The following is a 25,838-nucleotide window of genomic DNA, read 5'->3' as shown; positions in this document are numbered from 1 at the left end:
TAGAGCGAGCAGGTCGAGGGCGGCAACCGGCTGATTGTCCATCTATCGGGATCCTTCCGTTTAGGGCGGCGCATAAAAGAATACTCACCGAGCCTCTATCGCCCGCAATAAGTGTTGAAAAGATTGCCGCACAAATATCCCTGATGAGTTTCCGCACGGTTCTACGAGATTTGTGGGTAGTTCATCCTGAAGGCTCGAGCATGATCTGCGTCGATGAAGCCCCATGGCCGATCAATCTGGCAAGGTAATTCTCCATCAGTTCCTTGGCCCAGGGGCTCAGTCGGATGTGGACGCGGCGGGCGTCGGTCGGATCCCTTTCCCGGACCAGAAATCCCGAGCGAGTCATGTTCTTCGCCCAGCGGATGGCTGTGCTGTGCGGGACGCGTGCGGCTACGGCGAGGCTGGAAATCTGCACGCTCTCGCCCTTGGCTTCGGCCGTGTAGAGATCGAGCAAAATGTCCCAGGCGGGTTCGGCAAACATCTCGGAACCGAACATTTCTTCCCGCAAGCGGCGGGCCTTCAGCCACCAGTTCGCTATCCGAAGCCCCGTGGCGTGAACCTCATCCTCATCTGCGGTGCCTGCTGAACCAGTTCCTTCGAGCATGAATGCGTGCTGCCGGTGCGGCCGACTCTCACCCTCCAGGTCATCGTGGGCCACCGGATGCCCCGGTGATGTGCTCGAAGTCCAACAATCCCGTGCGGATCGACTGCGTTGCGCCATTATCGGAAGCGCCAGAAAATTCATTTGCCGCAGGCGGCCAGTTTCGCACCATGGATGAAACTCCTCGCAGATTGATAAATGTGACTTCTGCGCCCGAAGCTCGAACGATGGCCGTTTCTCATGTGACCTTTCCGCCCTATATTTTTGAGATTTGTTGGCAAATTCTTCGTGCGGGATGGCCTGCGATTTGGGCCATGCCGCAATCGCGACCGGCCCGGTTTCATCTCTGTTCCGCAAGAAGGTCATCGCTTCCGCCGTCGAAAAGTGTCTTGCGCATGTCGGCAATGTTCTGATCGACGATGAACTGAAGCCAGCGGCGCTCGAGCTCGAAGAGGTTGCCGGCAAGCAGCTGCGGGGCGAACCGCAACCCATGCACCGTGAACAGCAGGGGGATGAAAATGTAGCTCGGCGAAATCCGAAGCGCCGCGGAGCAGCGCAGATGATCGTCGATCTTCGTTTTGGGGTTGCCCGATTCGATCTCTCGGATCCAACTGACGCCAAGACCCACACGCTTTGCCAGCATCGACTGCGTGAGACCTTCGCGTTTGCGTCCATTTTCGATCCTCCGGCCTGACATCTGCTTGATTTCGGCAAGCGACGATGCGTCTGAGCCGGATGCCATGCATTCCTGCGGCATCACCTACTCCTGACTGCAGCTAATCGCCCGCCACGGCAGCTCGACAGTCAGGAATTGGTGTCTGATACACAATTGGTCAATCGAAATTCAGGCCATTATTGCCCGATCGGTCCGAGCTCCGTACGACGTGACCGCAATGTCTTACCGATCTTCAAATAATCGCCCGCTTGACTGAGCATTTCGTCATAGGCGCCAAGGATTGCTTCGGACGGCGCGAGGCGAAACTGCTTCAGCGCAACGATGAACAGCCGCGAATTGAGGGCCGTTGGTCCGCGCCGCTGCGACGCGGGTCCGAGCCGCGCGGCGACCCGCGACATGACATCGGTCAGCGACAGGGGGGCGCCGACGAAGCAGACGCGATCCCCATTGAGCCCTGAATCCCTCAAGGTTTTCAGATCGTCAGCAATGAGCTGCACATCGACGTGATCCAGATAGAGAAGCGCGCAGTAAAGTGTGTTGCCAAAGGGAAGCAGTTCCTTGACGAGATGGCCAAGCCGGCAATGACAGTCGAGGAACAGCTCGACCCCGGCGGGCGACAGTTTCAGTTTGAAGGTTCTCGATACCCTTCCCACCGCGCGACTCGTCCCTTCTCATCTTGCTGAGCCGATCCTCGAATTCCTCCCGCCGGCTCCTCGACCGGGCACATCTACAACGAATTAGTAACCAAAAGCGTAACTCGCTGGCGCTTCGAACGATGACGCAAGCCTAACCGCATGACAATGGCCTGCACCTTGCGGCTTTGAAGTCAAACACACCATTCCTTCTCCCACGAACTGCATCCGATAACGGCTCCCCGCTCGTGGGGTTCCAGAACCGGGTGCACCAACCACGGGCAGGAAGCGGTCAATGTATCGATATCGAAGGATCTGCTTGAGCCTTGCACTGCTGGCGCTTGTGGCGGGCACGGCCGAGGCCCATCCGGCGCGGCACCCCCGACCGGTCGTTCCGCAGCCGCGGCACCCGCGCCTCGTCATCGCCCAGGCTGACGGCGGCTTCTTCATCCGCTGCGAGACACCGCGAGAGCCGCAGAACATCCCATTTCCGCGTGGTGCAATTCCCCTTGGTGCCAGCGTCCACATCGATCGGACGGCGCTTCTCCCCTCCCAACAGAAGGACATCTCCCATGGCGAAACTCGCTAAGTACGGTCAGCTTTATGCCGCGACCTGCGGCCTCGCGCTGCTCCTGGGTGCCAGCGCCGCGCTGGCCGCGCCGGACGGCGACGCCAAGTCCGAAGCCCAAGGTGCGACCAGGGTGCTCAGCGAAGCGGCCGAAGCCGCTCAGCGTCAGCTCCACGAGACGTTCACCAATCTGAAGTTCGAGGATTTCGGGCCGGCGCCGGTCAAGGGTCCGATCTATCAGGCGATCGCGGGCGGGCGGATCCTCTATTACGCGCCGGCAAGCGAGCACATCCTGTTCGCCACCGTCTACGACCGCAACGGCGTCAATGTCACGGCGCTTGCCCAGGAAGCGAGCGCGCGCAAGCGGCTGAAGCTGATCGATCCGGCCAAGGCGCTGGTGATCGGCCCCGATAAGGCGCCGACGGTGATCGAGTTCACCGACCCCGACTGCCCCTATTGCCGCGCGCTGGAAAAGTTCTGGGCGGCGAAGACGGCCGAGGGCAAGCCGGTGCGAAGGCTGGTCTATTTCGTCAGCGGGATTCACCCGGCGGCGGCCGCCAAGGCCGAGCACATCCTGTGCTCGCCCGACCGGGAGGCCGCATTCCACGCCATCTATGCCGGCGCCGCGCCCAAAGAACTGGCAAAATGCGCCGCAGGCGCGACCAAGGTCGCGGCCGATGCCGAGATCGTGCGCGAAATAGGCGTCGCTGGCACGCCGACGCTGATCGTCAACGGCAAGCTCATTTCGGGTTTCCAGCAGGCCGAGCTCGAGGCCTTCCTCGACGGCAAGAAGGGGAGCGTCGATGCCGCGCGCTGACGGGCGGCGCGGCGCCGCTCGCCGCAACCCATCCTACATGGCGGACGCCTGTCCTCCGGCCGAGCGGCCGGGTCCGGGCGGACCGGAATGCCGGCGCTCGCGGCCAGCTTGGAGCCGCCCACCGCGCGCGTCGGCCGACAGCGATCTTCATCGATGCCGGCAGGCAGAAATTCGGGTGGCTTCACCAACCGGAGTAGCAAGATGATCAAGACACTTCGCAGTCACGCACTGGGGATCGCCAATCTCGGCGTCCCTTTGGCCGTCCTCGCGCTGGCGAGCACCAGCGCCCATGCCTTCACCGCGCCAGCGGCGGGCGACCTCGGCTACGACATCTACGACATTGTCGTGAACAAGGGGGTCAAGGGTCCGCTCGGCTTTGTCGGCGGCGTCGCGGCCTTTCTGTTCGGTGTCAGCCGCCTGTTTTCGAACGTCATGGTCGGCATCCCGACCATCGTCGCCGCGGTCTGCCTGATCAAGTCGGACACCATCCTCCAGACCTTCGGCATGGTGATCTGATCCACGAGGGACGCTCCGGCTCCCGATGTGGAGCGGAATCCGGAGCGCCCTGACACGAGCTGGAGGCCGATGGTCGGCCTTCGGAAATGACCCCTGACGACGGGTGTCATGAAGCAGGAGGAGAAGGGCATTGGACGAGCGTCTGCCCCAGTATCTGCACGGCCCGGTCCAGATCCTCTGGTTTGGCTCGGACGAGTTCATCCTGGTGATGTCGACCATCTTCGTCGCGGTCATCGTCGGCGGACTGGTCGGCTGGACGCTCATCGGCGCCCTTCTCCTTTTCATTCCCTGGAAGCGATCGAAGCCGCGCGGGTTTCTCTCGCACCTCGCCTGGCGCTGGGGGCTGGTCGCTTTCCGTCACTATCCGGGTCCGACCCAGACCCGCTTCTTCGAGTGAGGACGCCCATGCCCTTTCTCAAATTCCGCAAGCGGTCAGACGAGGATCCCCTGGCGGGAAAGCCCGCGAGCTACGGCCTCCATCGCTACCTGCAGGGCTCGGCGAACCTCTTCGAGGAGAACCGGCTCCTGAAGTTCGCGATTGCAGGGATGTTCGGCGTGAGCGCGGTGCTCGGTACGCTGATCTACACCACCAACCAGAACCAGCGCACGGTGATCGTGCCATTCGGGGCAGGTGGCGATCTCTATGTGACCGGCAATACGCCCTCGGCCGCGTATCTCAGAACCATGACCCGCAACATCGTTAGTCTGTCGGGCACCTATTCGGCCTACAGCGCCGACAAGCAGTTCCAGGAACTGCTGAGCCTCGCCCATCCCAGCGCCTACAACGCCATGCGCGACAGCTTCAACGGCATTCTCGACGAGCTGGCCGACAATCCGACGCTGTCGATCGCGACGTATATTCGCCCCGACCAGCCCGTCACTTGGGACAAGACCGACATCGTCGTGCCTGTCGAGAAGGTCCGCGTCATTGGCGGGGTGATCCGCAAGTTCCGCGGCAATCTCCATATCGGTTACGCGATCGACAATGGCCGCTTCTGGCTCACCAGGCTCACAGAGGAAAATTTCGATGCCGAAACCCGGTAAACGGCGGCGCACAAGCGCCTGCCCGGCGGTGCTGCTCACCGCCTTGATCCTGACGCCCACCGCGCCCGCTATGGCTCAAGCGCCAAATCAGCCGATCATCGCGCTACCCGATCAGACGAGCAGCATTCGCCTGTCCAATCGTGACATCAACCATGTGATCTGCGAGGGCGGCGAAATCGAGGACGTCAAGTTCTCGGCGGAAAAGGCGATCGCGGTCGAGAAAGCCGGGGCGGACGCCTGGATCAAGTTCCTGGTCAAGGAGACCGATGACTCCGGGCAGGTCACGCGCAGCTATGTGACGACCCCGTCCGAATTCTTCATCTCATGCAACGGAGCGATCTACCCGCTCTACGCCGAACCTTCGGACATTCCGGCGCAGACGGTGACGCTGGCGCCGGGCGCGAGCCAACGGGCCAAGGCGAATGCCGACCTGTTGGGGCCGCTGGTCGAGGAAGACCGCGCGGTTTCGATCACGCTGGCGCTGCTGCAGGACCGGGTGCCAGCGAGCTTTGCCGAAGTCGCGCCGCGCAGCGACAGCATGATCCTGGCCGGACTTCCCGCCGCGAGGCTTAGCGAGCGCCGCCGCGTGGCGATCGAAGGCGCGGGGCTGTCGGCATCGGAGTATCTGGTCACCGCCGGTGCCGACGTGGTGCTGGATGAGCGGGCGTTCCTCGACCGCGCGCTCGGCGCCAACATCTTCGCTGTCTCGCTTGACCGGCTGTCGCTGAAAGCCGGCGAGACCGCGCGGCTCATTGTTGTGCGCCGGGGAGAAGAGCAATGAGCGCCGACGACAAGCCCGCAGATGAGGGCGCTCGCTCGCCGAGCACCGAAGCGCCCGGCGCGGAGCATTCGTATCGCGCACATTTGGCGCAGCAGGCCTTGGCCGATGGCAAGCAGGCGCGCCTGCCCGCATTTGCCGACTGGAAGACCCGCTGGGACGCGCTCGGTTCGACCGCGAGGCTGAGGGTCAAGCAAGCGGCACTCGCGGGCACGATCGCGGTTCTGGGCGGTGGTCTTTACCTGGCAAGCCGCGGCGATGCACCTGAGAAGGTCGCGCCTGCTGCATCCAAGCTCGACATGGGTGCGGGGCTGCGCGGCGACAGTCTCGAGGAGAAGCTGCGCGGCGATTTCAAGAAGATCCTCGACGGCCAGCAGCTGCTCGGCGACCGGGTGACCGCGATCGAGGAAGGCAAGGTCGTGCCGCATGGTGCGGCTGTAGCTGGCGAGGATAACGATAGCGGGGCTCTGCCGCCCGCACTGCCTGGAGCGGCACCGCCCTTCCCGCCCTCGCCATCCGAAGCCGATACGGCCTTGCCTTCGGCGCCCATCCCGCCGGTGCCTCCGGCGGCGCCGCCGGCACCGCCAGTTGAGAAAGTCGTTGGTTCGATCGGCGCGGCAACCAGTCCGGTCATTCCGAAGGACGGTGCGGGAAATGCCGCAGACTCGAAAAAAAAGAATCGGACGATCTATTTGCCGCCTGGTTTCATGAAGGCGCGGCTGCTGACGGGGGTGGACGCGCTGGCGAGCCGGGACGCGACCTCGAATCCGGAACCGATCATCGCCCGCGTCCAGGCGCCCGCCGTGCTCCCCAATGATGTCAAGGCGAACCTTTCGGGCTGTTTCGTCATCGGCAATGCGACCGGCAGCCTCGCCAAGGAGCGCGTCGAGGTCCAGCTGGTCTCGCTGTCCTGCGTCGATTTCGACGAACACTCGGTGGTCGATCAGCCGGTCAAGGGCTTCTTCGTCGACGCCGACGGCAAGAAGGGCCTGTCGGGCCGGGTGGTGACTCGCGCCGGCGCGGCGCTGGCGCGAAGCTTCCTCGCCGGCACCATCAGCGGCATCAGCCAGTCGGTCGAGAACACTTTCGGTTCGACCTCGACCTCGGCGCTCGGCACGGTGCGCACGCTCGATGCGGGCGATGCGGCCAAGACCGGTATCGCCGGGGGGCTTTCCAAGTCCTCGGACAAGCTGACCGACTTCTACCTCGACCTTGCGCGTCAGGCCGGACCGATCGTCGAGGTCGGCGCTGCCAAGGAGGTCGTCGTGGTCATTCAGGAGGGCGTCACCCTCGAGATCAAGCCCAGCGTGGAAAGTCACTTCTGATGCCCCGTCTTCACCCTCACCCCCAATTCGGAGATTCGCTCATGGACATTCCCGTGTCCGCCGTGCGGCGACGCCAACGCCGTCCACACATGCTGCTGCTCGTCGCCGCGGCGCTGCCGCTCTCAGCCTGTGCGACGATCGGTTCGGTCATGTCGCCCTATTCCGAGAAATTCTCGTGCAAGAACCCCGACCACGGCCAATGCATTCACCCCGAGAAGGCCTATGAAGATGCCGTGGCGGGGCGTCCACCGCGCTCCGATTCCGCCGTCACCCGCGACAGGAAACTGCTGCGCAAGGCGAAGTCGGCTTCGGTCGAGGCCATGGCGTCCGGTGCGAAACGCACAGCGCAGGCACGCGGCAAACCAGGGCCGAGCGCCTTTGCCGGCTATCGCGACAGTGTCTACCGCGAGCTCCAGGGGCTGATCGACCAGCCCGAAACGCCGATGCTGAAACCTGCCCAAGCGGTGCGCACGCTGATCCTGCCCTATGCCGACCGGCAGCGGCCCGACCGGCTCTACATGCCGCGCTATGTCTATTCGATCCTCGACAAGCCCTCCTGGGTGGTTGGCGGCTATCTGGTCGAACCTGTTTCGCCAGCCAGCCAGCTCCCGGTGCTGGGGCAACTGCGCGAGAAGGCGACTGGCAATATCGATCCGCCTGCCACCGTGCCCGCCCCCGCTCTCGCTCCGGTCAAGGAGCCGAAGCGGTGAGCGCGGGTTCCAACGACACCGGCGGCCTCAGCTTCGCCGCGCTTCGGCGCCATGTCGCGCGCGATTCCTATTCGGACCATCTGCCGCTGGTCGCCTGGGTCGAAGAGGAGGAAGCCTTCCTCACCATTGACGACGGTTGGGGTTATGCTTGGGAGCTGGTGCCTTCGGCCTATATGTTCTCCCATGTTCACAGTGCCTTGCTCGGGCTTCTCAACATCCATTTTGAGCCGGGCACGGTGCTTCAGACTATGAGCTTTGCCGACCCGCTGATCACCGATGCGCTCGACAGCTACCTCGATCTCAAGACTCGCGACGACCCGTTGATCCAGGCTTCCGCCCGGCGCACCTACGACTATCTTCAGGGCGGAACGCGGGGATTGCGTGCCCTCCACGGCATTCCGATCCGGAATTTCCGCACGATCCTTGCCGTCAAGACCCGCAAACCTCTGGGATCCGACATAAGGCGTCAGATCGAAGAGCAGCTCGCCAAGCTCGGCATCGTTTCCCTGCCGCCCGAGGAGATCATGGCCTTCTACCGCCGGGTGTTCAACGGCGTGTTCGAGGCAGCGCCCGGCAGTTTTGTGGGCGGGTCCGCCGACGGCAGCGTGCCCAGGCCCTTGCGCAAGCAGATCATCGATGCCGGACCAGACCTCCTGTTCGAAGGCCCCGAGGTTTTCCTCGGCAACCAGGTCGCGCGCTGCCTCACCCCCAAGGCGCCGGCACGGCGGATAAGCGCCGAGCGCGCCAATCGCCTCACAGGCGGCATGCGCGGGAGCGCCGAGGACAGCGACCAGATCGGCGGGCCGTTCCTCTACACGCTCAATGTCCTGTTCGACCACTCGGCCTTCGAGATCCACAAGCGCGCGCAGATCCTCTCGGCGCAGAAAGCGGCGGGCTCTTTCGCGGTCGAGGTCGGCAAGCAGATCGAGGAGATCGGTTGGGTCCTGGACGAAGCCGGCAACAGCCGATTCGTGCGCGTCATCCCTTGTGTTTGGGTGTTCGGCCGAAACCGCGCCCAGGCGCGCGAAATGGCCGCACGTGCCAAGCGGCTGTGGGAATCGGAGCCCCTCCCCTTCATGATGCAGGAGGAGAGCTACCTCAACCCGATCCTGTTGCCGATGAGCCTGCCCTTCGGGCTCTATCCCGACGGCAAGACATTGAGGATGCTCGAACGCGATTTCCGCATGCCGGTCAAGGCCGCGGTGCTGATGGCGCCGATCCAGACCGATTTTCGCGGGGGCGGCCGTCCGGCGCTGCTCTATACGGGGCGCAAGGGCCAGCTCATCACGCTCGACCTCTTCGACCAGCGCATCAACAATTACAACTTCATCGTCTCGGCTGAAAGCGGCGCGGGCAAGAGCTTCCTGCTCAACAACCTGTGCCAGCAATATTACGCGTCCGGCGCGCTCATCCGCATCATCGACATCGGCGGCTCGTACCGGAAGCTCTGCACGCTGTGCTCGGGCCGCTATATCGACATCGGCGAGGAGCGCCTCGTTCTCAACCCCTTCGACATGGGACTGGCGCTCGACGGCGAGGACAGGCAGTCGGCAATTGCCATGGCGGTCGCGATCGTCGCCGAGATGGCCAATGCCGCGACGCGCAAGGGCGTCTCGACCTCGGAATGGAACCTGCTCAAGTCGGCCGTCCAGTGGACAATCGATACGGGCCGAGCCGAGGACGGGATCGACGCGGTGCGCGACTGGCTCGGCGCCTATCCCGCCCAGACCATGAGCGATCTCGACCGGGTCGATCATCTCGTGCCGGTCGCGCGCGAGCTTGCCTTCAACCTGAGGGATTTCGCCTCGGACGGCGCCTATGGGCATTATTTCAACGGACCCTCGAGCCTCGACATCTCCCGCGACGAATTCGTGGTGCTCGAACTCGAGCGTCTCAAGAACATGCCCGACCTCTTCAACGTCGTCGTGATGGTGGTGGTGAACGCCGTCACCCAGGAGCTCTACCTCTCTGGCCGCGACCGACCGCGTTTCGTGCTCTGCGACGAAGCCGCGCAGTTCATGACCAGGACCGAAGGGCAGGATCTCTCGCGGCTCGCCGAAGCCTTCGGCCAGGGCTACCGCCGCGCGCGCAAATACCAGGGCAGCTTCGGCATCGTCATGCAGTCGATGAACGACCTGCTACTGTTCGGCGGCACCGGCCAGGTCATTCTCGAGAATGCCGCGACGCGCTTCCTGCTGCAGGGTTCGACTTACGACAAGGCGGTCGAGAACAAGATCCTCGACTACTCGCCCTTCGTGCTCGACCTCCTGAAGTCGGTCCGCAACAACAAGCCCAACTACTCCGAGGTGTTCATCGACAGCCCGCTCGGCCTCGGCATCGCGCGGCTGGTGGTCGATCCCTTCAGCTACTGGATCAACACCTCCGCGCCGACCGAAGTCGCCGCCTTCGAGGCGCTGCTCAGAACCGGCCGCTCGCCGCTCGAGGCGGTGTGCGAACTCGCCGGCGTCGATCCCGCCGAGATCCTTGGGACAAACAGACCGCCCTTCCCCCACATGCCAATGCGGGAGGCGGTGTGATGCGCTTCAAACGCACCCATCCCGACCAGCTTCCGCTCGACTGGAGCAAGGATGCCGAGATCGAGCGCATCATCGAGGCGCGCGTTGCGATCCGCGCCGAAGCTGCGGCGCTGCGCTGGCGGCTCCGGCTGATCCTGATCGAGACCGTGCTGATGGCAAGCCTGGTATTCGTCGCCGGCCTTACCCTCCATCAGCCGACCGCCATGGTGCTGCGCGGAGCAGCGATGGTCGGGGCGGCCTGCCTCATAAGCGGTCTGTTGCTGATTGCGCTCGCCGGGCTCACTGGCCACATGATCGCGCGCTATCGTCGCTGGAGGGGTCAATGAACGGTCCCTCGTCGCTGAACGGCTCGCATCGTCTGCAGGCCTGCCCCTTCGCCGGTCGCCGCCCCGACGAAACGCTCCACGCCTTCCTGCTGCGCCGCCATCAGGAAATGGGCGACGAGATTACCGCGCTCGAAGCGATGGGCGAACGGCAAGCTGCGATGCTTTGGGCCGAGCAGGAGGCGCGCATCGCGCACGAATGTACGCTGCTTGTCGGCCAGGCCTGGATCGCCGCCGCCGTGGCGGGGCTGTTCGGAATCCTTCGTCCGGATGACTGGCTCGGCCTGGTCATTGCCGTCGCGCTCGCGAGCATGATCGGCGGCATCTGCCTCGTTCGCTTGCCATCGGCGCTTTGGCACATGCTTGAGCGCATCCGCGGATGGAGGCGGCGATGAGAGGCATCCTTTCCGCCGCGCCCGGTCCCTCGGCGGTCCGTCTGATAGTCGGCACGCACCTGCCGCTGATCCAGGCCGCGCTGGTGCTGTGGTCATTGCCGCGCGTCGATGTTGCGCTGCGGGTTCTGGTCGCGCTGGTGTTCACAATGGCGCTCGGCGGCCTCGTCGCCGCGATCCATGGAGGTTCGAACGACGATCGCCGGAGCTGCTGGAGGCACGGTCATGGCCGGTAAACTTCCAGCTCGGAACCCGCGCGAACCGCAGCAGGGCTGGGGCGTGGTCAAGTTCCAGTCGGCCACGGTCGCGCTAATGCTCGCGGCTTCCATCATCGCTGCCGCCAGCGCACGTGCCGCGACATCGACGATCGGGCGGACCTGGCCGATCGCCGAGCCCGACGCACTCGCCGAAATCGAGGCACGCACGGCAAAGCTCCCGCCCGATATGCGCGAGAGATTTGGGCCGCGCTCGTCCTGGTCGGCAATGAAGGCGGCGAGCCTGGCGCCCGCAACCCGGAACCAGACCCGCAGCGTCGTACCCTTCTACACGCTCGACACCGATATCCGCCTGCCGACGGGCGACCTGCTCTACCCCAAGGGCTACAGCTTCAATCCGCTCGAATATGTGAAGCTTCCGCAGCGGCTCGTCGTGGTCCATCCGCGCGATCTCGGCTGGGCCCTGAAGACCGCACGGTTGACCGACTTCATCCTGCTCGCGGCGGGCGGAGCGCATGACGACGACGCCATCACGCTTTCCGAGCGGACCGGCCGCGCGATCTATATCCTCGAACCCCGGATCAAGGAGCGGCTTGGCCTGACGGTAGCGCCGGTGATCATCACCCAGGTCGGCACGAGGCTCGAACTCACCGAAGTCCGTCTCGAGAGCACCGCGCGCGGCGCACCGAATATTTCCCAACCCGTTCGGAGGCCCGCGCCATGACCCGATCATGCAGGAAATCCTGGATCGCCGCCGCCTCGCTACTGCTGGCAGGTCTTGGTGTCAGTGCACCGGCGCACGCCTCCTCCTGTCCCACGGGCACAGTATTCAATCCGATCACCAAGGTACGCTGGAACTGCATTTTCCCGATCACCATCGGCGGTGTGCGGATCGGCAGTTTCGACAAGCTCTCGAAGGAATTGGACGCGCAGTCCTCGTCCAAACCCTTGTGCGCCTGCCGCAAAGGCGCGACATTCTGGTTCGGGGTCAAGGTCAGCTTCTGGTCGCCCAACCGGATGGTCGACGTCGTCACTGAGCCCGGCTGCATGATGGCTTTGGGCGCCGATCTGATGCCGACCCACGGCAAGCTCCAGGGTTCGCAAAGTTCGATCTCGGACGGAACGAACACCCGCAAGATGTTCGCGCAGATGCATTATTACATCTCGCCGGTCTGGAAGATGCTCGACATGTTCACGGACCTTCCCTGCCTAGAGGATGACGGGTTCGATGTCGCCCTCATCACCGAGGTGCTGCCGACCTGGCAATCGGGGATCTTGGGCGCGATCATCCAGCCCGAGGGCATATTGTTCGGCAATCCCGCCGCAGGGCTTGCCTGCATGGCCGACAGCGCGGCCGCCGCCGCGGGCAAGGTCATCGATCCCTTGTTCTGGTGCATGGGATCCTGGGGCGCGACCTATCCCATCGCCGGCGATATTCATTTCGACGATTCGGTCGAAGCCTGGGCCGGGCTCGCCGCACGCGGCACCTTCATGATGGGCAGGCTCGGCGCGCTCACCATTTCGTCGAGCGACGGCTGCTCGTTCATTCCGCAGCCGATCTGGACCAAGTCGCGCTACAAGCTCCAGATCATGGAGCCGGTCAAGGGCGGCAAATGCGTCAATATTGGCCGGCCCGGAGCACTGTGGTCTTCGGCCAAGCATGCGCCGGGCAAAGACAATGCCCAGTTCATGCTCTTCGAAAAGGTGATCTGCTGCGCCGGGGTCGCCGTGCCATGAGCTGCCCCGCCCTCACTTTTGTTCGCAAACGTCTCGCGCAAGCCCCGGAATTGCCGTGGTCTGCCCGCCACAGCCAGCAAGGCTGCCAGGGCGCGCGCGAGGCGGGAGCGGCGCCGCCAGCCCCCCATGGCGCCGCTCCAACCCCGGCCAGCACGGTCGTCGATGTGTCACCGCGAGCGTTTCCCCTCTCAGACGCTCGGACACCCATCACGGCCGTGCTGGCCACCTTCGAAGGCGAGGCATTGTTCCATGTGCTCGGCGCTGGCGAGGCCGACTTCAAGACGGGCGACCTGTTCCGCCTGCGCAGGGGATCGCGCCTACGTGCGTCCCGGAGTGCGGGATCTTGAAGAGACCAGCTTTCATCCTCGCAGGCGCGGCGCTGCTCCTGCCTGCGCTAGTGCATGCGCAGACCATGGAGGACCGAGCGCGTGCCGCCGCCGATGCTTCGCGCGCCAAAAGCGGCGACAGCGATACGCTGCTCAAGAACTATGTGACCCCGGGGATGAGCGGACAGCCGGTTTCGACGGTCGACGGCAGCAAAAGCTTCACCCCGACGCTCGCCTGCCAGAAGACCGCGAACCTGCTGGAAGTGCTGATCCAGCCTTCGGCGACCGGTGATATCTCCCTCGTCCGGATTTCGCGCGACAAGAATCTCGACGGCACCTTCGACAGCAGTTTGACGCTCCCCGTGCCGGTCTCGGGAATCTGCGCCAACGGCGTGATTTCCTGCAGTCCCGGCACCTGGAACCAGTGCCGCTCGCTGCGCTGGGATCTGGACGCGGCGAAGGAATTGAAGCTGACCCAGGTCGACATGGCCGAGCTCTCGGCCTGCTATTGCGTGAACGACAGCTGCGGCAGCAATCTCGTGCTGACCAATCTCGCTTCTGTGCTGAAGGACTTGGGCGGTGGCATGGTCGGGGCGCTCACCACGGCCGATCCCCGCATCGGCGTCGCCGAAGCGCGGATCAACGGCCCGGTGATCGACTATGTTGGCGCGCAGACCACAGCCTGCACCTCCAGTCCCGCGATCGGCCAGACCGCCTACCGCGCCAACCCGGCGGCGATCCAGGGCGACGCCTTTGCCCTCTCCTCGGCCAATCCCGTGTTTCAGGTCCTGGCAGCCTCGCCCGCCGGCGCCGGCAAGGCGCAGCAGCTCCGCGCCTGCACGGTAACCCGCGAGGTGACGCTGAACCATGTCACGATCGACGACGTCATTTCGCGCAGGTCGGGCGGCTATGCGACGATTGCCGACCCTTCGGGCATGGTCGATTTCCTGATGGGCTCGCCCGGCAAGAACAATCTCTACGGCGGCCGCTGTGGCTTTTTCGACTACAGGATGACGCTCCATATCGAAGATCCCGACCGGCTGAAGTCGGTGACCCTGCCGCTGTTCTTCGCCGATGACTGGGCGCAGATCCGGGTCGACGGCAATCTCGTCGGCTACGGTCCTGGCGCCTGGACCGGCAGCGGCTATCCACCGGGAAGCTGCGAGCAGAACCACACCACCTACTATTGGCCGAATACCGATCTCAAACCCTGGCTCACCAGGGGCGATCACGAGATCTGGCTGCATGTGGCGGTGGGCAACCGGGGCGAAGCCTATGCGCGGGTTCACGCCGAGGTCGATACGAGTTGCAAGACGGCCGAACGGATCGTCGATCTGTGCGCGGGCTATGCCACCGATCCCAAATGCCATCTGTCGGCAGAACAGGTCGATGGTATCGAAACTTTCCGTAACGGTGTCGCGACCGGGCTCAAACCGCTGCCGCAGACGCGCCTCTTCGGCGATGCGACCTGCACGCTGCAACTGACCCGGGACTTCTTCGAACGCGACCGGACCTATGCCTGCATGACTGACAGCGCGGCGCTCCCCGAACCGGACCTGAGTCGCGGCGCCTATATCATCGACCATTCGACCGAGACGCTACTCGCCGACCGGACCAAAGCGGCGGACGGTACCGTGACCACCTCAACGCGCGCCTTCTCGCTGCCACCGCAGGCTGCAGTGCCGACATGCGAGGCGATATGCAAAACGCGCGCACCCAAGGCCAATACCGCCGCCGCGCCCGCCGGCGTAGTGGGAAGCCGGCAAAACACGCCCACCGGCTACGATACCTTCTATCATAGCTGCGATGCCGCCAACGTCTGCCCGGCGGGCCCCGGCGAGGAGATCGTGTCGGCCTGTGGTTGTCTCGACGACTTTCCCGAAGCCGTGGTGATGATGCAGACCGTCCGCCTCGCCGGCGCCGACATGACTTGCACGAGTGCAACCCCATGAAGCGCTTGACCTTTACCCTTGCCCTGTTTTTGGGCACCGCTGCCATCAGCATTACGCCTGCCCATGCCGAGCAGATCTGCGCGGCCGACCTCAACGGCAACGGCGATGCCGCCGATCCCGGCGAGACCGCAAGCTGCACCGAGACCCAAAGCGGGACCTGGCAATGTCCCCTCCAGCAGGTGGCCTGCACCGTTACAGGACCCGGCGCCTATGCCTGCCCCCTGGGTACGCAATATCCGTGCGAGGCACCGGCCTCGGGCGGCGCGCCGACCTGCGCGCCCAATGCCTGCCAGGACACAAACGTGAACCCGATCGTCGAGGAACCTCCGATGGGTGATCCCGGCGTGCCGGCCGATGGTAGCGTCGATGCCAATGGCAATTGCACCGCCAATATCGAGATTTTTGCGGGGCGCGCGATGCGCTGCCGGCCGCCGGGGCTTTTCACGACCTTCAGCAACTGCTGCAAGGACAAGGGCAAGATCGTCAAGGACGGCATGGGTTCGGCGATCGGCTCGCTCGGGACCAAGATCGCGGTGGCCAAGGGCGTTCTGACCGGGATGAAGGCGGCCTATACCGCTTATCTGGCCGGCGCGACGGCGAGCGAAGCGGCAAGCGCCGGCGCCAATGCGATGATCGTCGGGATTGATCCGACCTCGATCGCGATCAGTCTTGCCATAAATTTCATGATCGAGGTGCTGCTCCAGGGCTGCGACCAAGAAGACATGGAAACCGGCATGCTACGCGGCTCGGGCATGTGCCACGAAGTCGGCAGCTACTGCACCGCGAAGTTTCTGGGTATCTGCCTTCAGAAGGCCAAGGGGCACTGCTGCTTCAACACCAAGCTCGGCCGCATTATCCAGGAGCAGGGGCGGCCACAGCTCAAGAGCTTCAACGCGGTCGGCTGGGGCACGCCCAAGGCGCCCTATTGCCGCGGCTTCACGCCCGAAGAGTTCCAGGCCCTGGATTTCTCCAGAATGGACCTTTCCGAATATTATTCGGACATCGAGGCCCGCACGCAAGGCCAGATCCAGATCGACATGAAGGATAGGATTGATGCCTATATGCAAACCGTCGGGCAATAGCGCCCGGGCGGGTGAACGACTGCTCGCGCCCACCCTGCTGCTCGCGGTGGTGCTGGGAAACCCTCTCCCCGCCGCCGCGCAGGAATCGGCATCGACGACGCCAGCCAGCGGACGGGCCAAGGCCCAGCAGCAGGGCGATGCCGCGATGGAGCGGCTGAAGGAAGCAGTCGCGCTGCAGAAGGCGAATACCGCCTCGGCCCCCCCCACACTTCCCGCACTGCCTGAGGCGGAACGCCGCCGCGCCTTCGACGGGCTGCACGCCCGCGCACCATCGCCCGCCATGGAAGCCCGCGCGCGCGCCGCGCTCGAGGCGGGCAAGGATGCCCTTGCCGCCCAGCGGGAGGCGATGGCGAAACGCCTGCGCCAGGCGCTCGGCTTGGACGCCCCCGACATGGAAGTCGTGGCCAAGACCGCCGCGCCCGATGGGACGCACAGCTGGGTGCCGCTGCTGTTCGTCTCGTCCTCGATGCCGATCGCGGAGCTTCGGACCTATGCTAGGCAGCTCGAGAAGGTCGGCGGGGTCATGGCGTTTCGCGGGATGCCCGGCGGTCTCTCCAGGGTCGGGCCGATGGCGAAGCTCTCCGCCGAAATCCTGCGGCTCGATCCCGGCTGCGAGGGCCCGGCTTGCGCGATGCGGGGTGTCCAGCTGATCGTCGATCCGCGGGCGTTCCGCCAGCACGGCGTCAATACGGTGCCGGCTCTGGCGATGATCCCGGGCGATCCGACCCAGCCCTATTGCGAACGCGACGAGAGCAGTCCGCAGGCCACTCATGTGGTTTACGGCGACGCCGCGCTCTCCGGAATGCTCGAGGAATATGCCCGTCTGGGCGGGAAAGTGGAGGTGCGCGATGCTCAGGCTCGCCTGGAACGCCGTTAGGGCCGCTTGGGGCCAGGTCAAGCTGCTGCCCTTGCGCGCCGCCGTCGCGCTCGGGAGCTCGGGGCTTGGAAGCCCGCCCCGCCCCGCCCAGCTATGGAAAGCCTATGGCATCGTGCTCCCGATCGGTTTCGCTGCCGCGTGGGCGATACCGCAGGTGACCTGGGTGATGAGCCCCTCGATCGATGCGGTCGCGGTTCGGACAAGCCCCGGGCCGATCCGCAAGGGCGACTATGTCATGTTCATGCTCTCGCATCCGCTCGCTGGGCCAAAGCCGGTCAATGTCACCAAGCAGGCGCTCTGTATGCCGGGCGAGCGGATCGTCATGATCGAAAAACCTTCGATGACGCCGGGAGCCTGGGATGGGTATTATTTCTGCAACGGGCGCCTGTTGGGCGTGTCCAAACCTTTCGGCCGCAACGGGCAGAAGCTCGTCCATTGGCAGCCGAAGCAAGACACGATCCCGCCAGGGTTCATCTTCGTAGGCTCGCATCATCCCGACGGCTTCGACAGCCGCTATTACGGCCCGGTCGCGATTGGCCGTCTCACCCGCATGGAGAAGATCCTGTGAGTACGATCAGGCGCCTGTGCGCTACGATCGCAATGCTACCCGCACTCTTCGCCGGCGCCGCTTCGGTCGAGGCGCAGGCGAGCCAGGGAATGAGCGAGCCCGCCAAGCAGGGCTATTGGTGGTACGCGCCACCAACCAGGCCGGAAGAGCCCGCTGCCCCCGATCCCGATGCGCTGATCAAGCCAGTGATTCCTCCGATGGGCGAGCTCGCAACATGGACCCCGCCCAGAATCCACAAGCTGATCGAGCAGCAGCGCGACTATGCCGCAACGGTACTTACCGTCGATGCCGTCGCCGACTTCTGGCGGCTTGAGGATTTTGCTCGGAGGAAAGCGCGCGCTTTCGCGGGACTGACGCAGATCGCGATGCTCCAGCATCCCGAACTCAATTCCAAATCGGCCAATCCGATGGTCGGCGATGCGCGTTCTGAGCTTGCCGCGTGGAAGGACCAGGTGCGCCGCTCGTATCTGCGCGCCCACTCGAACGAATTCGCGCTGGTCATGTTCTCGCGCGCGACCTGCGGCTATTGCCGGGTCGAGTGGCCGATCGTGCAGCGTTTCCAGGACGAGATGGGTTGGCAGGTCACGCTGATGGACATCGATAAACGCCCCGATCTCGGCCAGCGCTTCGGGGTCGAGGTGACGCCCACCACGATGATCATCCGCCGAGGCAGCAAACAGCGCATGGTCATCGCCGCCGGGGTCGAGACCTACCCCAATCTCGCGCAGATGGCCTATCAGGCCGTAAAGCTCCTCACCGGCGACATCCGCCCCGAGCAGTTCATGACCGGCGCCGGCGAAGAGGACGGTTTTTTCGACGCGCTCGCCAACGGCCCGGTAGGAGCCGGTGATCCGCGCACGCGTAGCAGCGACATGCTCGGCGGCGATCTCGTTGAAACGGGCGAGGAGCGGCGGCCATGACAGCAATCCCTACCCGCAAAATCTCAGAGACGACGACGCCGCTATTGTGGCAGCAAGACCTTTGTGCCCCCCTTCTTGAGCAAGGCAACTGCTTTCTGGTCGAAAGAGACGAAGGTTTCGCCGCCAAGCCACTGGCCGCCATGAGCAATAACACCGTCGGCGAAGTCACCACCGACATCCAGTATCGCGAGTCCGGCATCGACCGCCTGCCTGTCGATGGCAACATTGTCGGCGTCAAGCAGCAAACGGATGGCTGCAGCAACGTCCGCGTTCCCGAACTTGTAGACTGTACGAAGCACCCAGCAGAGTTCGCACAGTGCCGGCAACGTCACGGCGACCAAACCAGCAGTCGTGACGAGTTTGCGCGCCAGCGGCCCCTGAATGGGATCATCCTCAGTGACGGCGCGAACGAGAATGTTTGTGTCGGCGGTAATCTTCACGGCAACCCAGCCCAACCCCTGGCGATGGCGTCGTTCATCTCCTCGATGGAAACCGGTTTTTGCCCCTCCCGCTTGAGAAAGCCGCAGAAGTCGGAAATCTTGCCCTTCGCAGGTACAGGGGTCAGTTTGATCCCACCTCCAGGCAATTTGTCGATTTCCAGCTTCGAGCCCGGATGGGCACCCAGATGCTGCAGCAGATCCTTCCGAAGCGTGATCTGGCCTTTGGCTGTAACAGTGAGACTGGTCATTGGCAGCTTCCTTTTGTTCCGACACAATGTAAGGATATATAACCTTACCGTCAAGGCGAGCTCAATAGCCGCGGCTTCGCTTTGTTTCACCGCTGCCACGATCGCAATTGCGCGTCCCGTCACGCCTGACGACGCGATGCGCGCGGCCATCCATCCTGTTGCCGACAGCACGGACATGCAGGCGTGGCTCGCGCGCGTGCCAGTCACCCCCGACTTTCCGCCCGATTTTGCCGTGACGCTGCGCGGTGAGGCGCCGGCCTTCGTCATCGAGATGAGCACGACGCCGGGATGTCTGCCTTGCGCCGACCTCTGGACCAAGCTCGCCGTGCTGCGAAGCCGTTATGGCTGGCAGATCCGCACGATCTCTGGCGAGGAGGCAATGCTGCGTTCGGGCCGGCTCGGCTTGCCCTGGGTCGGTCATCCGGTCGCATGGGTACGTCCGGTCAATGACCCGAACCGCACCGTGCCCATTGCGATCGGCACCGATCACGCGGTCAACCTCGCGCGCAATGCCTATCTGGCTGCGAAAATGCTGACCGGCGTTCGCGTCGATGTCGGCGTACGCGCCTTGTCCAAGTTTACAGGTATCGTCGGTTTGGCCCGGCGTCCTGCATCCATCCGCTGAAGGAACCGATCATGGCGGGCCGGTCCCTCTCCCCTGTTGATTGTCCGAAAGGAAGCCCGCCATGGTCAGGTTCAGCATATTCCCATCGATCCGGCGCCTGAGCGTCTCCGCACTTGCCCTGCTTGCTGCCTGCACTGCGACCGCGCCCGCCCATGCCCAGAGCTGGGCAGAGAGCTGGTTTGACAATGTGACCTACACCTCACCCGGCAGTTTCGAGGACCAGGCGCGCGGCTATGTGACCGCGGGCGGCATGTCGGGCCGTGTCGACGTTCACAACGATTACCTGATGTCGCTCACCTTGCCCAAGGTGAAAGCCGGTTGCGGCGGGATCGACATGTTCCTGGGCGGCATGTCGTTCCTCGACCCCGACTATCTCGTCCAGAAGCTGGAAAGCATCCTCCAGGCCGCGCCCGCGGTCGCCTTCCAGTATCTGCTTGAAACCCTCGACGAGAAGATGGGCAACATCATCTCGAAGATGGAAGCGGCGACCAATTTCCTCAATTCGATCCAGGTAAACGACTGCCGCCTCGCCAACCGCATGGTCCAGATCGCCAAGGGCGACGACAATATGTCCGGGATTATCGAGGAGATGACCGGTTACAAGTCGGTCAGGGAAGGTTTTGCCAAGAGCTATCAGCAATCCCGCGAGAAAATCCAGGCAAACCAGAACAACCCGACCGAGGATTTGAAGGACGCGCTCGTCAATTGCCCGGCCGAAGTCACCGACATCTTCCGTACCGGCTCGCTCCTCGCCCATGCCGCGTCTCGGGTTGGCGCCGGCGAATGGGCGAGCGTCATGCGCGCCAGGGTCGGCGATGTCTATATGCGCTGGGATCCGGCGGACAAGGTGCCATTGTTCTCGGCGATCCCCGCCTGTCCGCACCAGGATAACGAAAGCCCCGACGATTTTCTGAGCGGCAAGGTCCAGCGCCGCGCGCTCAATATTCCGGCGACCGGCGCCGACTGCTCGACCGACACCGGCAAGGGTGCGCTCGAGCTTGCCCGGACAAGGATGCAGTCGATCACCACCAAGATCCGCACACGCGCAGCGCTTACCGCAGAGGAAAAGCAATTCGTCGCCAATGTCCGCACGCTCCCCGTCTATCGCATGCTCGAATGGGGCGTGCGCCAGGGCGTGCCGGACTCGGTGATTGCCGACACCGATGAACTGGTGGCGCTGACGCTGGCCTATCAGATGCTCAACGATCTGACGCGTTCGATCGACTTCGCGGTTTTCAATGCCGAGCGCGGCGTCAGCACCGCGGGCGCGGCGGACGCGGCCGATACCAATGTCTGTCAGACCCGCATCCTCTCCAAGGGCATCGAGCAGCTGCGCGACCTGCGCGAGGAAGTGCTGCGCCAGCGCGCGCAGATGCGCCAGAGCTATATCGCGGCCCTCAATTCCGCCAATCTCTCTGCGAACTATGCCGGGCTCTTGCGCCAGCGCGACCGCGACGCGCGTGACGCCAGCGGCACCGCCGCGGCCCCCAACCGTTGAGGGGGAAGACCGTCATGCGCCTGGCCTTCCGCGCCCTTCCCGCCCTGCTGCTGGCTTTCGCCGCGACACCCGCCCTGGCGGTCGATACCAGCTTCTATACCTATGACGGCTTCGGCGAGACGGTGGACGCATTCCGCATGGTCTCCCTGATCTTCGCCGACCCGCGCTACGAGACGCTGGTGATGATCATCGCGGTGGCCGGCATCGCACTTGGTGCGGTGATCGCCAGCGTGCGCGGCTCCGGCATGGGGCTCGTCGCCTTCGGCTTCCAGATCCTCGTCGGGGTCGGCCTCTTCGTCGGGCTCGTCTCGACCACGGGCACGGTCCATGTCTACGACAAGGTCCGAAACGCCTATCAGCCGGTCGGCGGGGTGCCCAATCTTCTCGTGCTGGTCGCCGGCGTCACCAATCTCATGGAACGCTCGCTCGCCGAGGCGATCGACGACAATACGATCGATCCGGGCGCCAAGCTGGAATTCGGCGCGGGCGGACACAGCTTCGACTTGTTCCTGAACGCCGTCTCGCCGCGCGGCCCGATGACCGACAGTTTCCTGGACGCGACGATCAAGGACTATGTGCGGCAATGCTATCCCGTCGCGCGGGTCTCGCCCGCCTATGGCGTGGACGACGACCAGTTGTTCCGGACCACCACCGACCTGCCCGCTTCCTTCGCGGCGATGGCGGGCCCCGCTACCTTCAGCACCGTCTACACCGCAGCCGACAAGGGCGGCACCACCGTCAGTTGCCAGGAGGCCTGGGACAATATCCGGTCGCGCCTCGCCGAGCCCACGCTGTTCGATGGCTACACGACACAGGTCTGCCAGCGCACAGGCTATGACGTTACCAATCCGTCCCAACTCGCGCGCTGCCGCTCACACCTTGGCGAGATGGGCCAGATCATGATGGGAACGCCGCTCTCACTGCAGACGTTCATGACCGATATATTGCTCGGAAACACGGTTGGCGACGTGCTGTTCGAGGACAGCCCGGCCTCGGCGGCGCGGGTCATGGCAAACCGGGCGATCGTCTCCAACGGACTTGCCACCATGTCGGTCGCCAACGAATGGCTGCCGACGATCCGCGCGACCGTGTTCGGCATCATGCTGTTCATGGTGCCGATCGCGCTGCTGTTCATCCTCACCCCGATCAACTTGCGCGTCGCGAGCTTCGCGCTGGGACTCTTCGTCTTCGTCGCGCTCTGGGGCGTCATCGATGCCGGCATCTACCAGCTGACGCTGGGTCGGGCGATGGACGTGCTCGCCGAGATGCGCTCGAACGCGGTGGCGGCCAATGCCTGGATGCTTGCACCCTCCTCGGCGATGAAGGCGCTGGCGATCTTCGGAACCTTCCGCACGGCAGCCGCCGGCCTCGCCGGCGCCTTCGTCTTCACCGTGTTCCGCTTTTCGGGCAATGTCTTCACCAGCTTCACCGGCAGCGCGCTGCAGGCGCAGGGGCTCGGCACCGCCGCCGCCGCGCCGCTCGCCACGCGCGAGGGCTACGCCTCCGCGCTGGAATCGCAGGCTTCCGCCGCGGGTACGATGGCAAGGCGTAGCGCGGCATCGAGCTTCGGCGACTTTGGCGAGCGCGCGACCTTCGGTGCCAACCGCGCATTCGGGGCAGCTTCTGGCGTACTCGGCGAACAAGGCGGCGGTGTACCGGGCGTTCCGGCCTTCGGCATGGGCGGGATCGATGCCGCGCGCGAGCTCGGCGGGCTTGCCCCTGTGCTCAATGGCAAAGATTTGAGCGATCCAACTGTCGCGCGCGCCGTGCGCGCCAATGCCATCACGGCGGCGATCCACAATTTTGCCGAAAGGGATGCCCTGCGTGGCTTGGGCACTGGCTATTTTGGTTCGGGTCAGGCCGGAGAGAAGGCCTTTGCCTCTTTCGCGCAGAACATGGTGCAGTGGAAAGCGTTCGGCGACGAGCGCGCCTATGCGATGATGTTCCAGGGCGCCGCGCGGCACTTTGAGCGCGGCGGCTATTCGAAGGCGGATGCCGAGCTGAAGGCGTCGGGGGTGATCGGTGACGCTGGCGCCGATCCGACCTTCGCCAAGCTCATCGCCAACACTTACGATCAGGAGCAGATGCTCAGGAACGACCTCACCGGGGCTGAGGTCCAGGTCGGAGCGATGGAAGGGCGCCGAGACTATGCCGGGGACCGTGTTTCCGAGACCGAGCGGCGCAATGTCGCAACCGAACAGGCCTGGCGCACGGGCGGTAATGAGGGGCAGCGCAGTGCAGCCGGTATGCTCGGTTTGTCACTCGACGAGACAAGCCGGCGCACCTCGTTCATCAATGCACTCTCGGGCGAGGCACGCTCGTCGGCCATTTCGCAGCTCTCCCGCTCGACAGGGCGCAACGAAGCACAGGTCGTGCGAGCCCTCGAAACCTACAATGCCGCGGTTCAGCTCGGCACCGCCGATGGCGCGACCGCCGAAGCAGGCCGCGAAGGCACCAGCATCTATGGCCGCACACGTGAGGCGGCGGGCTATGATTTTGCTGAGCGTACAGGCAAGCTTGACGCCCAGCGCGAGGCGGGAACCGGCGGCACGCGCAGCGCCGCGCGCATCGGCGAGGAGCGCCGCCAGTCGGAGAACTTCGGCTTTGCCGAGGGTGCGGCTGCGGCCGGGATTTCGACACGGGAAGCCGCGCGGCTTGACAGCTTCATCCAGGCGCTGAGCCGCACGGCCGGCAACCAGACCGACATGGCTGAAGGGGGAGCCGGTGGGATCGCCGATCGTGCGCGCAATGAGCGCATGACCCGCATTGTCGACAACGAGCGCTTGACCCGCATGCAGGGTCTGCTCCGCGAGCACGGCATTAATCTCACCAAGCGCCAGATCGCGATGGACCAGAATGGTGATCTCAATCTCAACGTCACCCCGGAAACCGCCGCGCAAATGTGGAAAGGTGGTCTCATCAACGAGAGTCAATTGGGCGCCGTCGCCAATGGCGGGTCAGCGCGGTTCAGCTTCGCTCACAACGATCTGCTGGTATCGAGCAGCACGGGTTTCCAGCGTTCGGCGCGGAGCGACACCAGCACGCGGTTCGAGGCGGGCAAGCAGGCCGGACCCGACACGATCGAGAGCTTCATGGGCGGTGGCAAGGAAGGCCAAGCCGCCATGGCGAATTGGCTGCGCGGCGGGTTCGAAATGGATCGGCGCGGCAACTGGCGATTGAAGCCTCAGGTCGCCGACACGCTGCAGCGCGATGTTCAGGCGATCATGGCGCAGACCGGGTGGACGCGAAATATCGCACGGCGCGCGGAAGACAGCACATCGATGGGAACGGATGCCGGTGCTTCAATATCTGCGTCTGCCAGTCGTGCCGCTCCCGCCAAGGCAAGGCCTAATGCAGGGAAGCAATCGGGCAGTTCTGTAGCCGGCGGGGCTGGGGTAAACTTGGGTTTTGAAAGCTCCGATCGCGGGACCACTTCGGAAACCGCCAACGCCAATATCGACATCGTGAACTACGACGTGCGTGAAGCGATTGCCGCAGCGGAGCGAGCGGCCTCGCGCTCCGACAGTCCGGCGGATGCGTTCTCGCGCGCGTTGAGTCGTCAAATTCTGGGACCGAGCGGACTGCGCAATCGCTATCTGGAACAGGCTGATTCAGGTCGTGGTACTGCAGACGTCACTGGACCGCTGACGTCAATCGAACAATCATCCGTTCTCAAGACCGGACGGTTCTCAGATGATTTGGCAAACGGTCCGTTTGACGGTGATCCGACCTTCAAGGAACGTCGCGACAAATAAGGGATCAGGGGGTGCCGTCGACGCGCCTCCAGTGAAGCGCTCCTGAGCGTGGATCAAGCGGGTCAGCATAGGGATCACGCATTCCGCCCACCGAGCGTTTCGGAAACATCTGCTCATGTGTCGGCTCGACAAATTCCCAATCGCTCCACTCAAACCTGGCCCTCGCGAAGCCGAGGCCAAGCACCATGAGCGCCAGCGGTGGGAAGAAGGCGACGTTCAGAAGACCGCCGAGCGCGCTGGAATAGAATTGGTCCAAAATGGAGGAATAGATCGAACCGGCTTTTCCCAGCCAATAGATGGCAATACCGGCCCACCAAAGTTTTGCGTACCAGGGGCGCCACAGCCAGACAGACGCGCGCGGGCGCTCGCTCGCATGCGCGACCATCTCAGCTTCAGTTTCGACCGGTTCGATAGGAGTGTCCACGATCGTATCCCTTCCGGCCGGAAAGCTAGCATATCCGCCGGAGATGGGGAAACGAGGATTTGACGTGTCGAGGTGGAATTGGTGTCCCATGATCTTGCTCACAACAGATACCATCCCCCTCCCTCCCCCCTTCAAATCCATTACCAGGACAATGGGTTCTAGTCCGTCGGCGCTGGATCCGAGGGGAGCGCGCATACCAAGGTTCTGTGAGGGCCCGATACGAGCAACTATCAGCCTGTTGCGGTGGCAGGC

28 protein-coding genes are annotated in these 25,838 nt (G+C 64.1%); 22 read left to right on the top strand and 6 right to left on the bottom strand.

Annotated elements, in window-relative coordinates; genetic code table 11:
• Nucleotides 1-181: 181 nt before the first annotated feature.
• From NN5_RS25975 to NN5_RS19140, 3 genes are all read right to left on the bottom strand, one after another.
• Nucleotides 182-967 (bottom strand): helix-turn-helix domain-containing protein, encoded by a 786-nt coding sequence (locus tag NN5_RS25975; RefSeq protein ID WP_148275008.1) that lies wholly within the window; start codon nucleotides 965-967, stop codon nucleotides 182-184.
• Nucleotides 942-1,358 (bottom strand): helix-turn-helix domain-containing protein, encoded by a 417-nt coding sequence (locus tag NN5_RS19145; protein ID WP_013833530.1) that lies wholly within the window; start codon nucleotides 1,356-1,358, stop codon nucleotides 942-944. Before NN5_RS19145 ends, NN5_RS25975 begins: the two co-directional genes overlap by 26 nt.
• Before the next feature lie 95 nt (nucleotides 1,359-1,453).
• Nucleotides 1,454-1,930: a hypothetical protein gene (locus NN5_RS19140; protein ID WP_013833529.1), complete on the bottom strand. Its 477-nt coding sequence runs from the start codon at nucleotides 1,928-1,930 to the stop codon at nucleotides 1,454-1,456.
• 551 nt (nucleotides 1,931-2,481) lie between these two features.
• On the opposite strand from NN5_RS19140, the gene NN5_RS19130 reads away from it, so the two are divergent.
• The 19 genes from NN5_RS19130 to NN5_RS19040 all read left to right on the top strand — a co-directional run bounded on the left by NN5_RS19130 (nucleotide 2,482) and on the right by NN5_RS19040 (nucleotide 18,596).
• Complete coding sequence (locus tag NN5_RS19130; protein ID WP_013833528.1) at nucleotides 2,482-3,294, top strand: DsbC family protein; 813 nt, start codon at nucleotides 2,482-2,484, stop codon at nucleotides 3,292-3,294.
• A gap of 201 nt (nucleotides 3,295-3,495) precedes the next feature.
• Entirely contained in the window at nucleotides 3,496-3,810 is a 315-nt protein-coding gene (locus NN5_RS19125; RefSeq protein WP_013833527.1) for a hypothetical protein, read from the top strand.
• Between the two features lie 130 nt (nucleotides 3,811-3,940).
• Nucleotides 3,941-4,207, top strand: coding sequence for a type IV conjugative transfer system protein TraL (locus NN5_RS19120; RefSeq protein WP_013833526.1), 267 nt, complete (start codon nucleotides 3,941-3,943; stop codon nucleotides 4,205-4,207).
• Nucleotides 4,208-4,215: 8 nt separating this feature from the next.
• Nucleotides 4,216-4,854 (top strand): TraE/TraK family type IV conjugative transfer system protein, encoded by a 639-nt coding sequence (locus NN5_RS19115; protein WP_013833525.1) that lies wholly within the window; start codon nucleotides 4,216-4,218, stop codon nucleotides 4,852-4,854.
• Nucleotides 4,838-5,635: a type-F conjugative transfer system secretin TraK gene (locus tag NN5_RS19110; protein ID WP_041558985.1), complete on the top strand. Its 798-nt coding sequence runs from the start codon at nucleotides 4,838-4,840 to the stop codon at nucleotides 5,633-5,635. Before NN5_RS19115 ends, NN5_RS19110 begins: the two co-directional genes overlap by 17 nt.
• On the top strand, nucleotides 5,632-6,957 hold the full coding sequence (locus NN5_RS19105; protein ID WP_041558984.1) for a TraB/VirB10 family protein: 1,326 nt from the start codon (nucleotides 5,632-5,634) through the stop codon (nucleotides 6,955-6,957). The genes NN5_RS19110 and NN5_RS19105 overlap by 4 nt, the downstream gene beginning before the upstream one ends.
• A 41-nt stretch (nucleotides 6,958-6,998) precedes the next feature.
• Nucleotides 6,999-7,667, top strand: a complete 669-nt coding sequence (locus tag NN5_RS19100; protein ID WP_041558983.1) for a TraV family lipoprotein — start codon at nucleotides 6,999-7,001, stop codon at nucleotides 7,665-7,667.
• Nucleotides 7,664-10,204 (top strand): TraC family protein, encoded by a 2,541-nt coding sequence (locus NN5_RS19095; RefSeq protein ID WP_013833521.1) that lies wholly within the window; start codon nucleotides 7,664-7,666, stop codon nucleotides 10,202-10,204. The genes NN5_RS19100 and NN5_RS19095 overlap by 4 nt, the downstream gene beginning before the upstream one ends.
• Entirely contained in the window at nucleotides 10,204-10,530 is a 327-nt protein-coding gene (locus NN5_RS19090) for a hypothetical protein (protein ID WP_041558982.1), read from the top strand. The genes NN5_RS19095 and NN5_RS19090 overlap by 1 nt, the downstream gene beginning before the upstream one ends.
• The gene (locus NN5_RS19085; protein ID WP_041558981.1) at nucleotides 10,527-10,922 is read left to right on the top strand and encodes a hypothetical protein; all 396 of its coding nucleotides are present in this window, start codon (nucleotides 10,527-10,529) and stop codon (nucleotides 10,920-10,922) included. The genes NN5_RS19090 and NN5_RS19085 overlap by 4 nt, the downstream gene beginning before the upstream one ends.
• A complete protein-coding gene (locus tag NN5_RS19080) occupies nucleotides 10,919-11,155 on the top strand; it encodes a hypothetical protein (RefSeq protein WP_065762434.1) in 237 nt (78 codons plus the stop codon). The genes NN5_RS19085 and NN5_RS19080 overlap by 4 nt, the downstream gene beginning before the upstream one ends.
• A 76-nt stretch (nucleotides 11,156-11,231) precedes the next feature.
• Nucleotides 11,232-11,858 carry a conjugal transfer protein TraW gene (locus NN5_RS19075; RefSeq protein WP_013833520.1) on the top strand — a complete coding sequence of 209 codons (627 nt, stop codon included), beginning with the start codon at nucleotides 11,232-11,234 and terminating at the stop codon, nucleotides 11,856-11,858.
• The gene (locus NN5_RS19070) at nucleotides 11,855-12,871 is read left to right on the top strand and encodes a TraU family protein (protein ID WP_013833519.1); all 1,017 of its coding nucleotides are present in this window, start codon (nucleotides 11,855-11,857) and stop codon (nucleotides 12,869-12,871) included. Before NN5_RS19075 ends, NN5_RS19070 begins: the two co-directional genes overlap by 4 nt.
• Entirely contained in the window at nucleotides 12,868-13,218 is a 351-nt protein-coding gene (locus tag NN5_RS19065; RefSeq protein ID WP_067737012.1) for a hypothetical protein, read from the top strand. Before NN5_RS19070 ends, NN5_RS19065 begins: the two co-directional genes overlap by 4 nt.
• Nucleotides 13,219-13,283: 65 nt before the next feature.
• Nucleotides 13,284-15,149, top strand: a complete 1,866-nt coding sequence (locus NN5_RS19060) for a hypothetical protein (RefSeq protein WP_013833518.1) — start codon at nucleotides 13,284-13,286, stop codon at nucleotides 15,147-15,149.
• On the top strand, nucleotides 15,146-16,231 hold the full coding sequence (traN, locus tag NN5_RS19055) for a conjugal transfer protein TraN (RefSeq protein ID WP_013833517.1): 1,086 nt from the start codon (nucleotides 15,146-15,148) through the stop codon (nucleotides 16,229-16,231). Before NN5_RS19060 ends, traN begins: the two co-directional genes overlap by 4 nt.
• On the top strand, nucleotides 16,203-17,108 hold the full coding sequence (locus NN5_RS19050; protein ID WP_041558979.1) for a type-F conjugative transfer system pilin assembly protein TrbC: 906 nt from the start codon (nucleotides 16,203-16,205) through the stop codon (nucleotides 17,106-17,108). The genes traN and NN5_RS19050 overlap by 29 nt, the downstream gene beginning before the upstream one ends.
• The gene (locus tag NN5_RS19045) at nucleotides 17,080-17,676 is read left to right on the top strand and encodes a S26 family signal peptidase (protein WP_013833515.1); all 597 of its coding nucleotides are present in this window, start codon (nucleotides 17,080-17,082) and stop codon (nucleotides 17,674-17,676) included. Before NN5_RS19050 ends, NN5_RS19045 begins: the two co-directional genes overlap by 29 nt.
• Before the next feature lie 5 nt (nucleotides 17,677-17,681).
• Nucleotides 17,682-18,596 carry a conjugal transfer protein TraF gene (locus tag NN5_RS19040; protein WP_369799501.1) on the top strand — a complete coding sequence of 305 codons (915 nt, stop codon included), beginning with the start codon at nucleotides 17,682-17,684 and terminating at the stop codon, nucleotides 18,594-18,596.
• A gap of 41 nt (nucleotides 18,597-18,637) precedes the next feature.
• Here the strand turns inward: NN5_RS19040 and NN5_RS19035 are convergent, their stop codons facing one another.
• Together NN5_RS19035 and NN5_RS19030 are read right to left on the bottom strand one after the other, a co-directional pair.
• Nucleotides 18,638-19,036 carry a type II toxin-antitoxin system VapC family toxin gene (locus tag NN5_RS19035; RefSeq protein ID WP_013833513.1) on the bottom strand — a complete coding sequence of 133 codons (399 nt, stop codon included), beginning with the start codon at nucleotides 19,034-19,036 and terminating at the stop codon, nucleotides 18,638-18,640.
• On the bottom strand, nucleotides 19,033-19,284 hold the full coding sequence (locus NN5_RS19030; RefSeq protein ID WP_013833512.1) for an AbrB/MazE/SpoVT family DNA-binding domain-containing protein: 252 nt from the start codon (nucleotides 19,282-19,284) through the stop codon (nucleotides 19,033-19,035). Before NN5_RS19030 ends, NN5_RS19035 begins: the two co-directional genes overlap by 4 nt.
• Before the next feature lie 136 nt (nucleotides 19,285-19,420).
• Here NN5_RS19030 and NN5_RS19025 point away from each other — a divergent pair, with 136 nt between their 5' ends.
• From NN5_RS19025 to NN5_RS19015, 3 genes are all read left to right on the top strand, one after another.
• Entirely contained in the window at nucleotides 19,421-19,909 is a 489-nt protein-coding gene (locus NN5_RS19025) for a hypothetical protein (RefSeq protein WP_369799482.1), read from the top strand.
• 61 nt (nucleotides 19,910-19,970) lie between these two features.
• A complete protein-coding gene (locus NN5_RS19020) occupies nucleotides 19,971-21,407 on the top strand; it encodes a conjugal transfer protein TraH (protein WP_013833510.1) in 1,437 nt (478 codons plus the stop codon).
• A 14-nt stretch (nucleotides 21,408-21,421) separates the two neighbouring features.
• Complete coding sequence (locus NN5_RS19015) at nucleotides 21,422-25,162, top strand: conjugal transfer protein TraG N-terminal domain-containing protein (protein WP_013833509.1); 3,741 nt, start codon at nucleotides 21,422-21,424, stop codon at nucleotides 25,160-25,162.
• Between the two features lie 4 nt (nucleotides 25,163-25,166).
• On the opposite strand, the gene NN5_RS26985 is transcribed toward NN5_RS19015, so the two are convergent.
• Nucleotides 25,167-25,838 (bottom strand): hypothetical protein (locus NN5_RS26985; RefSeq protein WP_067737010.1); only part of this gene is annotated, 672 nt, incomplete at its 5' end.

The organism is Novosphingobium naphthalenivorans NBRC 102051 (assembly GCF_001590985.1).
GTDB classification, from domain to species: Bacteria; Pseudomonadota; Alphaproteobacteria; order Sphingomonadales; family Sphingomonadaceae; genus Novosphingobium; species Novosphingobium naphthalenivorans.
The sequence above is the reverse complement of the archived record's forward strand: the minus strand, read 5'-3'. Positions and strand labels throughout refer to the sequence as shown.

Excerpts from the sequence above, each read along its gene's own strand:
- NN5_RS19080 (WP_065762434.1), top strand. The coding sequence starts at position 10,919 with ATGAGAGGCATCCTTTCCGCCGCGCCCGGTCCCTCGGCGGTCCGTCTG.
- NN5_RS19050 (WP_041558979.1), top strand. The coding sequence starts at position 16,203 with ATGCCTATATGCAAACCGTCGGGCAATAGCGCCCGGGCGGGTGAACGA.
- NN5_RS19105 (WP_041558984.1), top strand. The coding sequence starts at position 5,632 with ATGAGCGCCGACGACAAGCCCGCAGATGAGGGCGCTCGCTCGCCGAGC.
- NN5_RS19115 (WP_013833525.1), top strand. The coding sequence starts at position 4,216 with ATGCCCTTTCTCAAATTCCGCAAGCGGTCAGACGAGGATCCCCTGGCG.
- NN5_RS19025 (WP_369799482.1), top strand. The coding sequence starts at position 19,421 with ATGCGCGCGGCCATCCATCCTGTTGCCGACAGCACGGACATGCAGGCG.
- NN5_RS19070 (WP_013833519.1), top strand. The coding sequence starts at position 11,855 with ATGACCCGATCATGCAGGAAATCCTGGATCGCCGCCGCCTCGCTACTG.
- NN5_RS19090 (WP_041558982.1), top strand. The coding sequence starts at position 10,204 with ATGCGCTTCAAACGCACCCATCCCGACCAGCTTCCGCTCGACTGGAGC.
- NN5_RS19100 (WP_041558983.1), top strand. The coding sequence starts at position 6,999 with ATGGACATTCCCGTGTCCGCCGTGCGGCGACGCCAACGCCGTCCACAC.
- NN5_RS19065 (WP_067737012.1), top strand. The coding sequence starts at position 12,868 with ATGAGCTGCCCCGCCCTCACTTTTGTTCGCAAACGTCTCGCGCAAGCC.
- NN5_RS19045 (WP_013833515.1), top strand. The coding sequence starts at position 17,080 with ATGCTCAGGCTCGCCTGGAACGCCGTTAGGGCCGCTTGGGGCCAGGTC.
- NN5_RS19085 (WP_041558981.1), top strand. The coding sequence starts at position 10,527 with ATGAACGGTCCCTCGTCGCTGAACGGCTCGCATCGTCTGCAGGCCTGC.
- NN5_RS19020 (WP_013833510.1), top strand. The coding sequence starts at position 19,971 with ATGGTCAGGTTCAGCATATTCCCATCGATCCGGCGCCTGAGCGTCTCC.
- NN5_RS19125 (WP_013833527.1), top strand. The coding sequence starts at position 3,496 with ATGATCAAGACACTTCGCAGTCACGCACTGGGGATCGCCAATCTCGGC.
- NN5_RS19030 (WP_013833512.1), bottom strand. The coding sequence starts at position 19,284 with ATGACCAGTCTCACTGTTACAGCCAAAGGCCAGATCACGCTTCGGAAG.
- NN5_RS19145 (WP_013833530.1), bottom strand. The coding sequence starts at position 1,358 with ATGCCGCAGGAATGCATGGCATCCGGCTCAGACGCATCGTCGCTTGCC.
- traN (WP_013833517.1), top strand. The coding sequence starts at position 15,146 with ATGAAGCGCTTGACCTTTACCCTTGCCCTGTTTTTGGGCACCGCTGCC.
- NN5_RS19075 (WP_013833520.1), top strand. The coding sequence starts at position 11,232 with ATGCTCGCGGCTTCCATCATCGCTGCCGCCAGCGCACGTGCCGCGACA.
- NN5_RS19130 (WP_013833528.1), top strand. The coding sequence starts at position 2,482 with ATGGCGAAACTCGCTAAGTACGGTCAGCTTTATGCCGCGACCTGCGGC.
- NN5_RS19110 (WP_041558985.1), top strand. The coding sequence starts at position 4,838 with ATGCCGAAACCCGGTAAACGGCGGCGCACAAGCGCCTGCCCGGCGGTG.
- NN5_RS25975 (WP_148275008.1), bottom strand. The coding sequence starts at position 967 with ATGACCTTCTTGCGGAACAGAGATGAAACCGGGCCGGTCGCGATTGCG.
- NN5_RS19060 (WP_013833518.1), top strand. The coding sequence starts at position 13,284 with ATGGAGGACCGAGCGCGTGCCGCCGCCGATGCTTCGCGCGCCAAAAGC.
- NN5_RS19015 (WP_013833509.1), top strand. The coding sequence starts at position 21,422 with ATGCGCCTGGCCTTCCGCGCCCTTCCCGCCCTGCTGCTGGCTTTCGCC.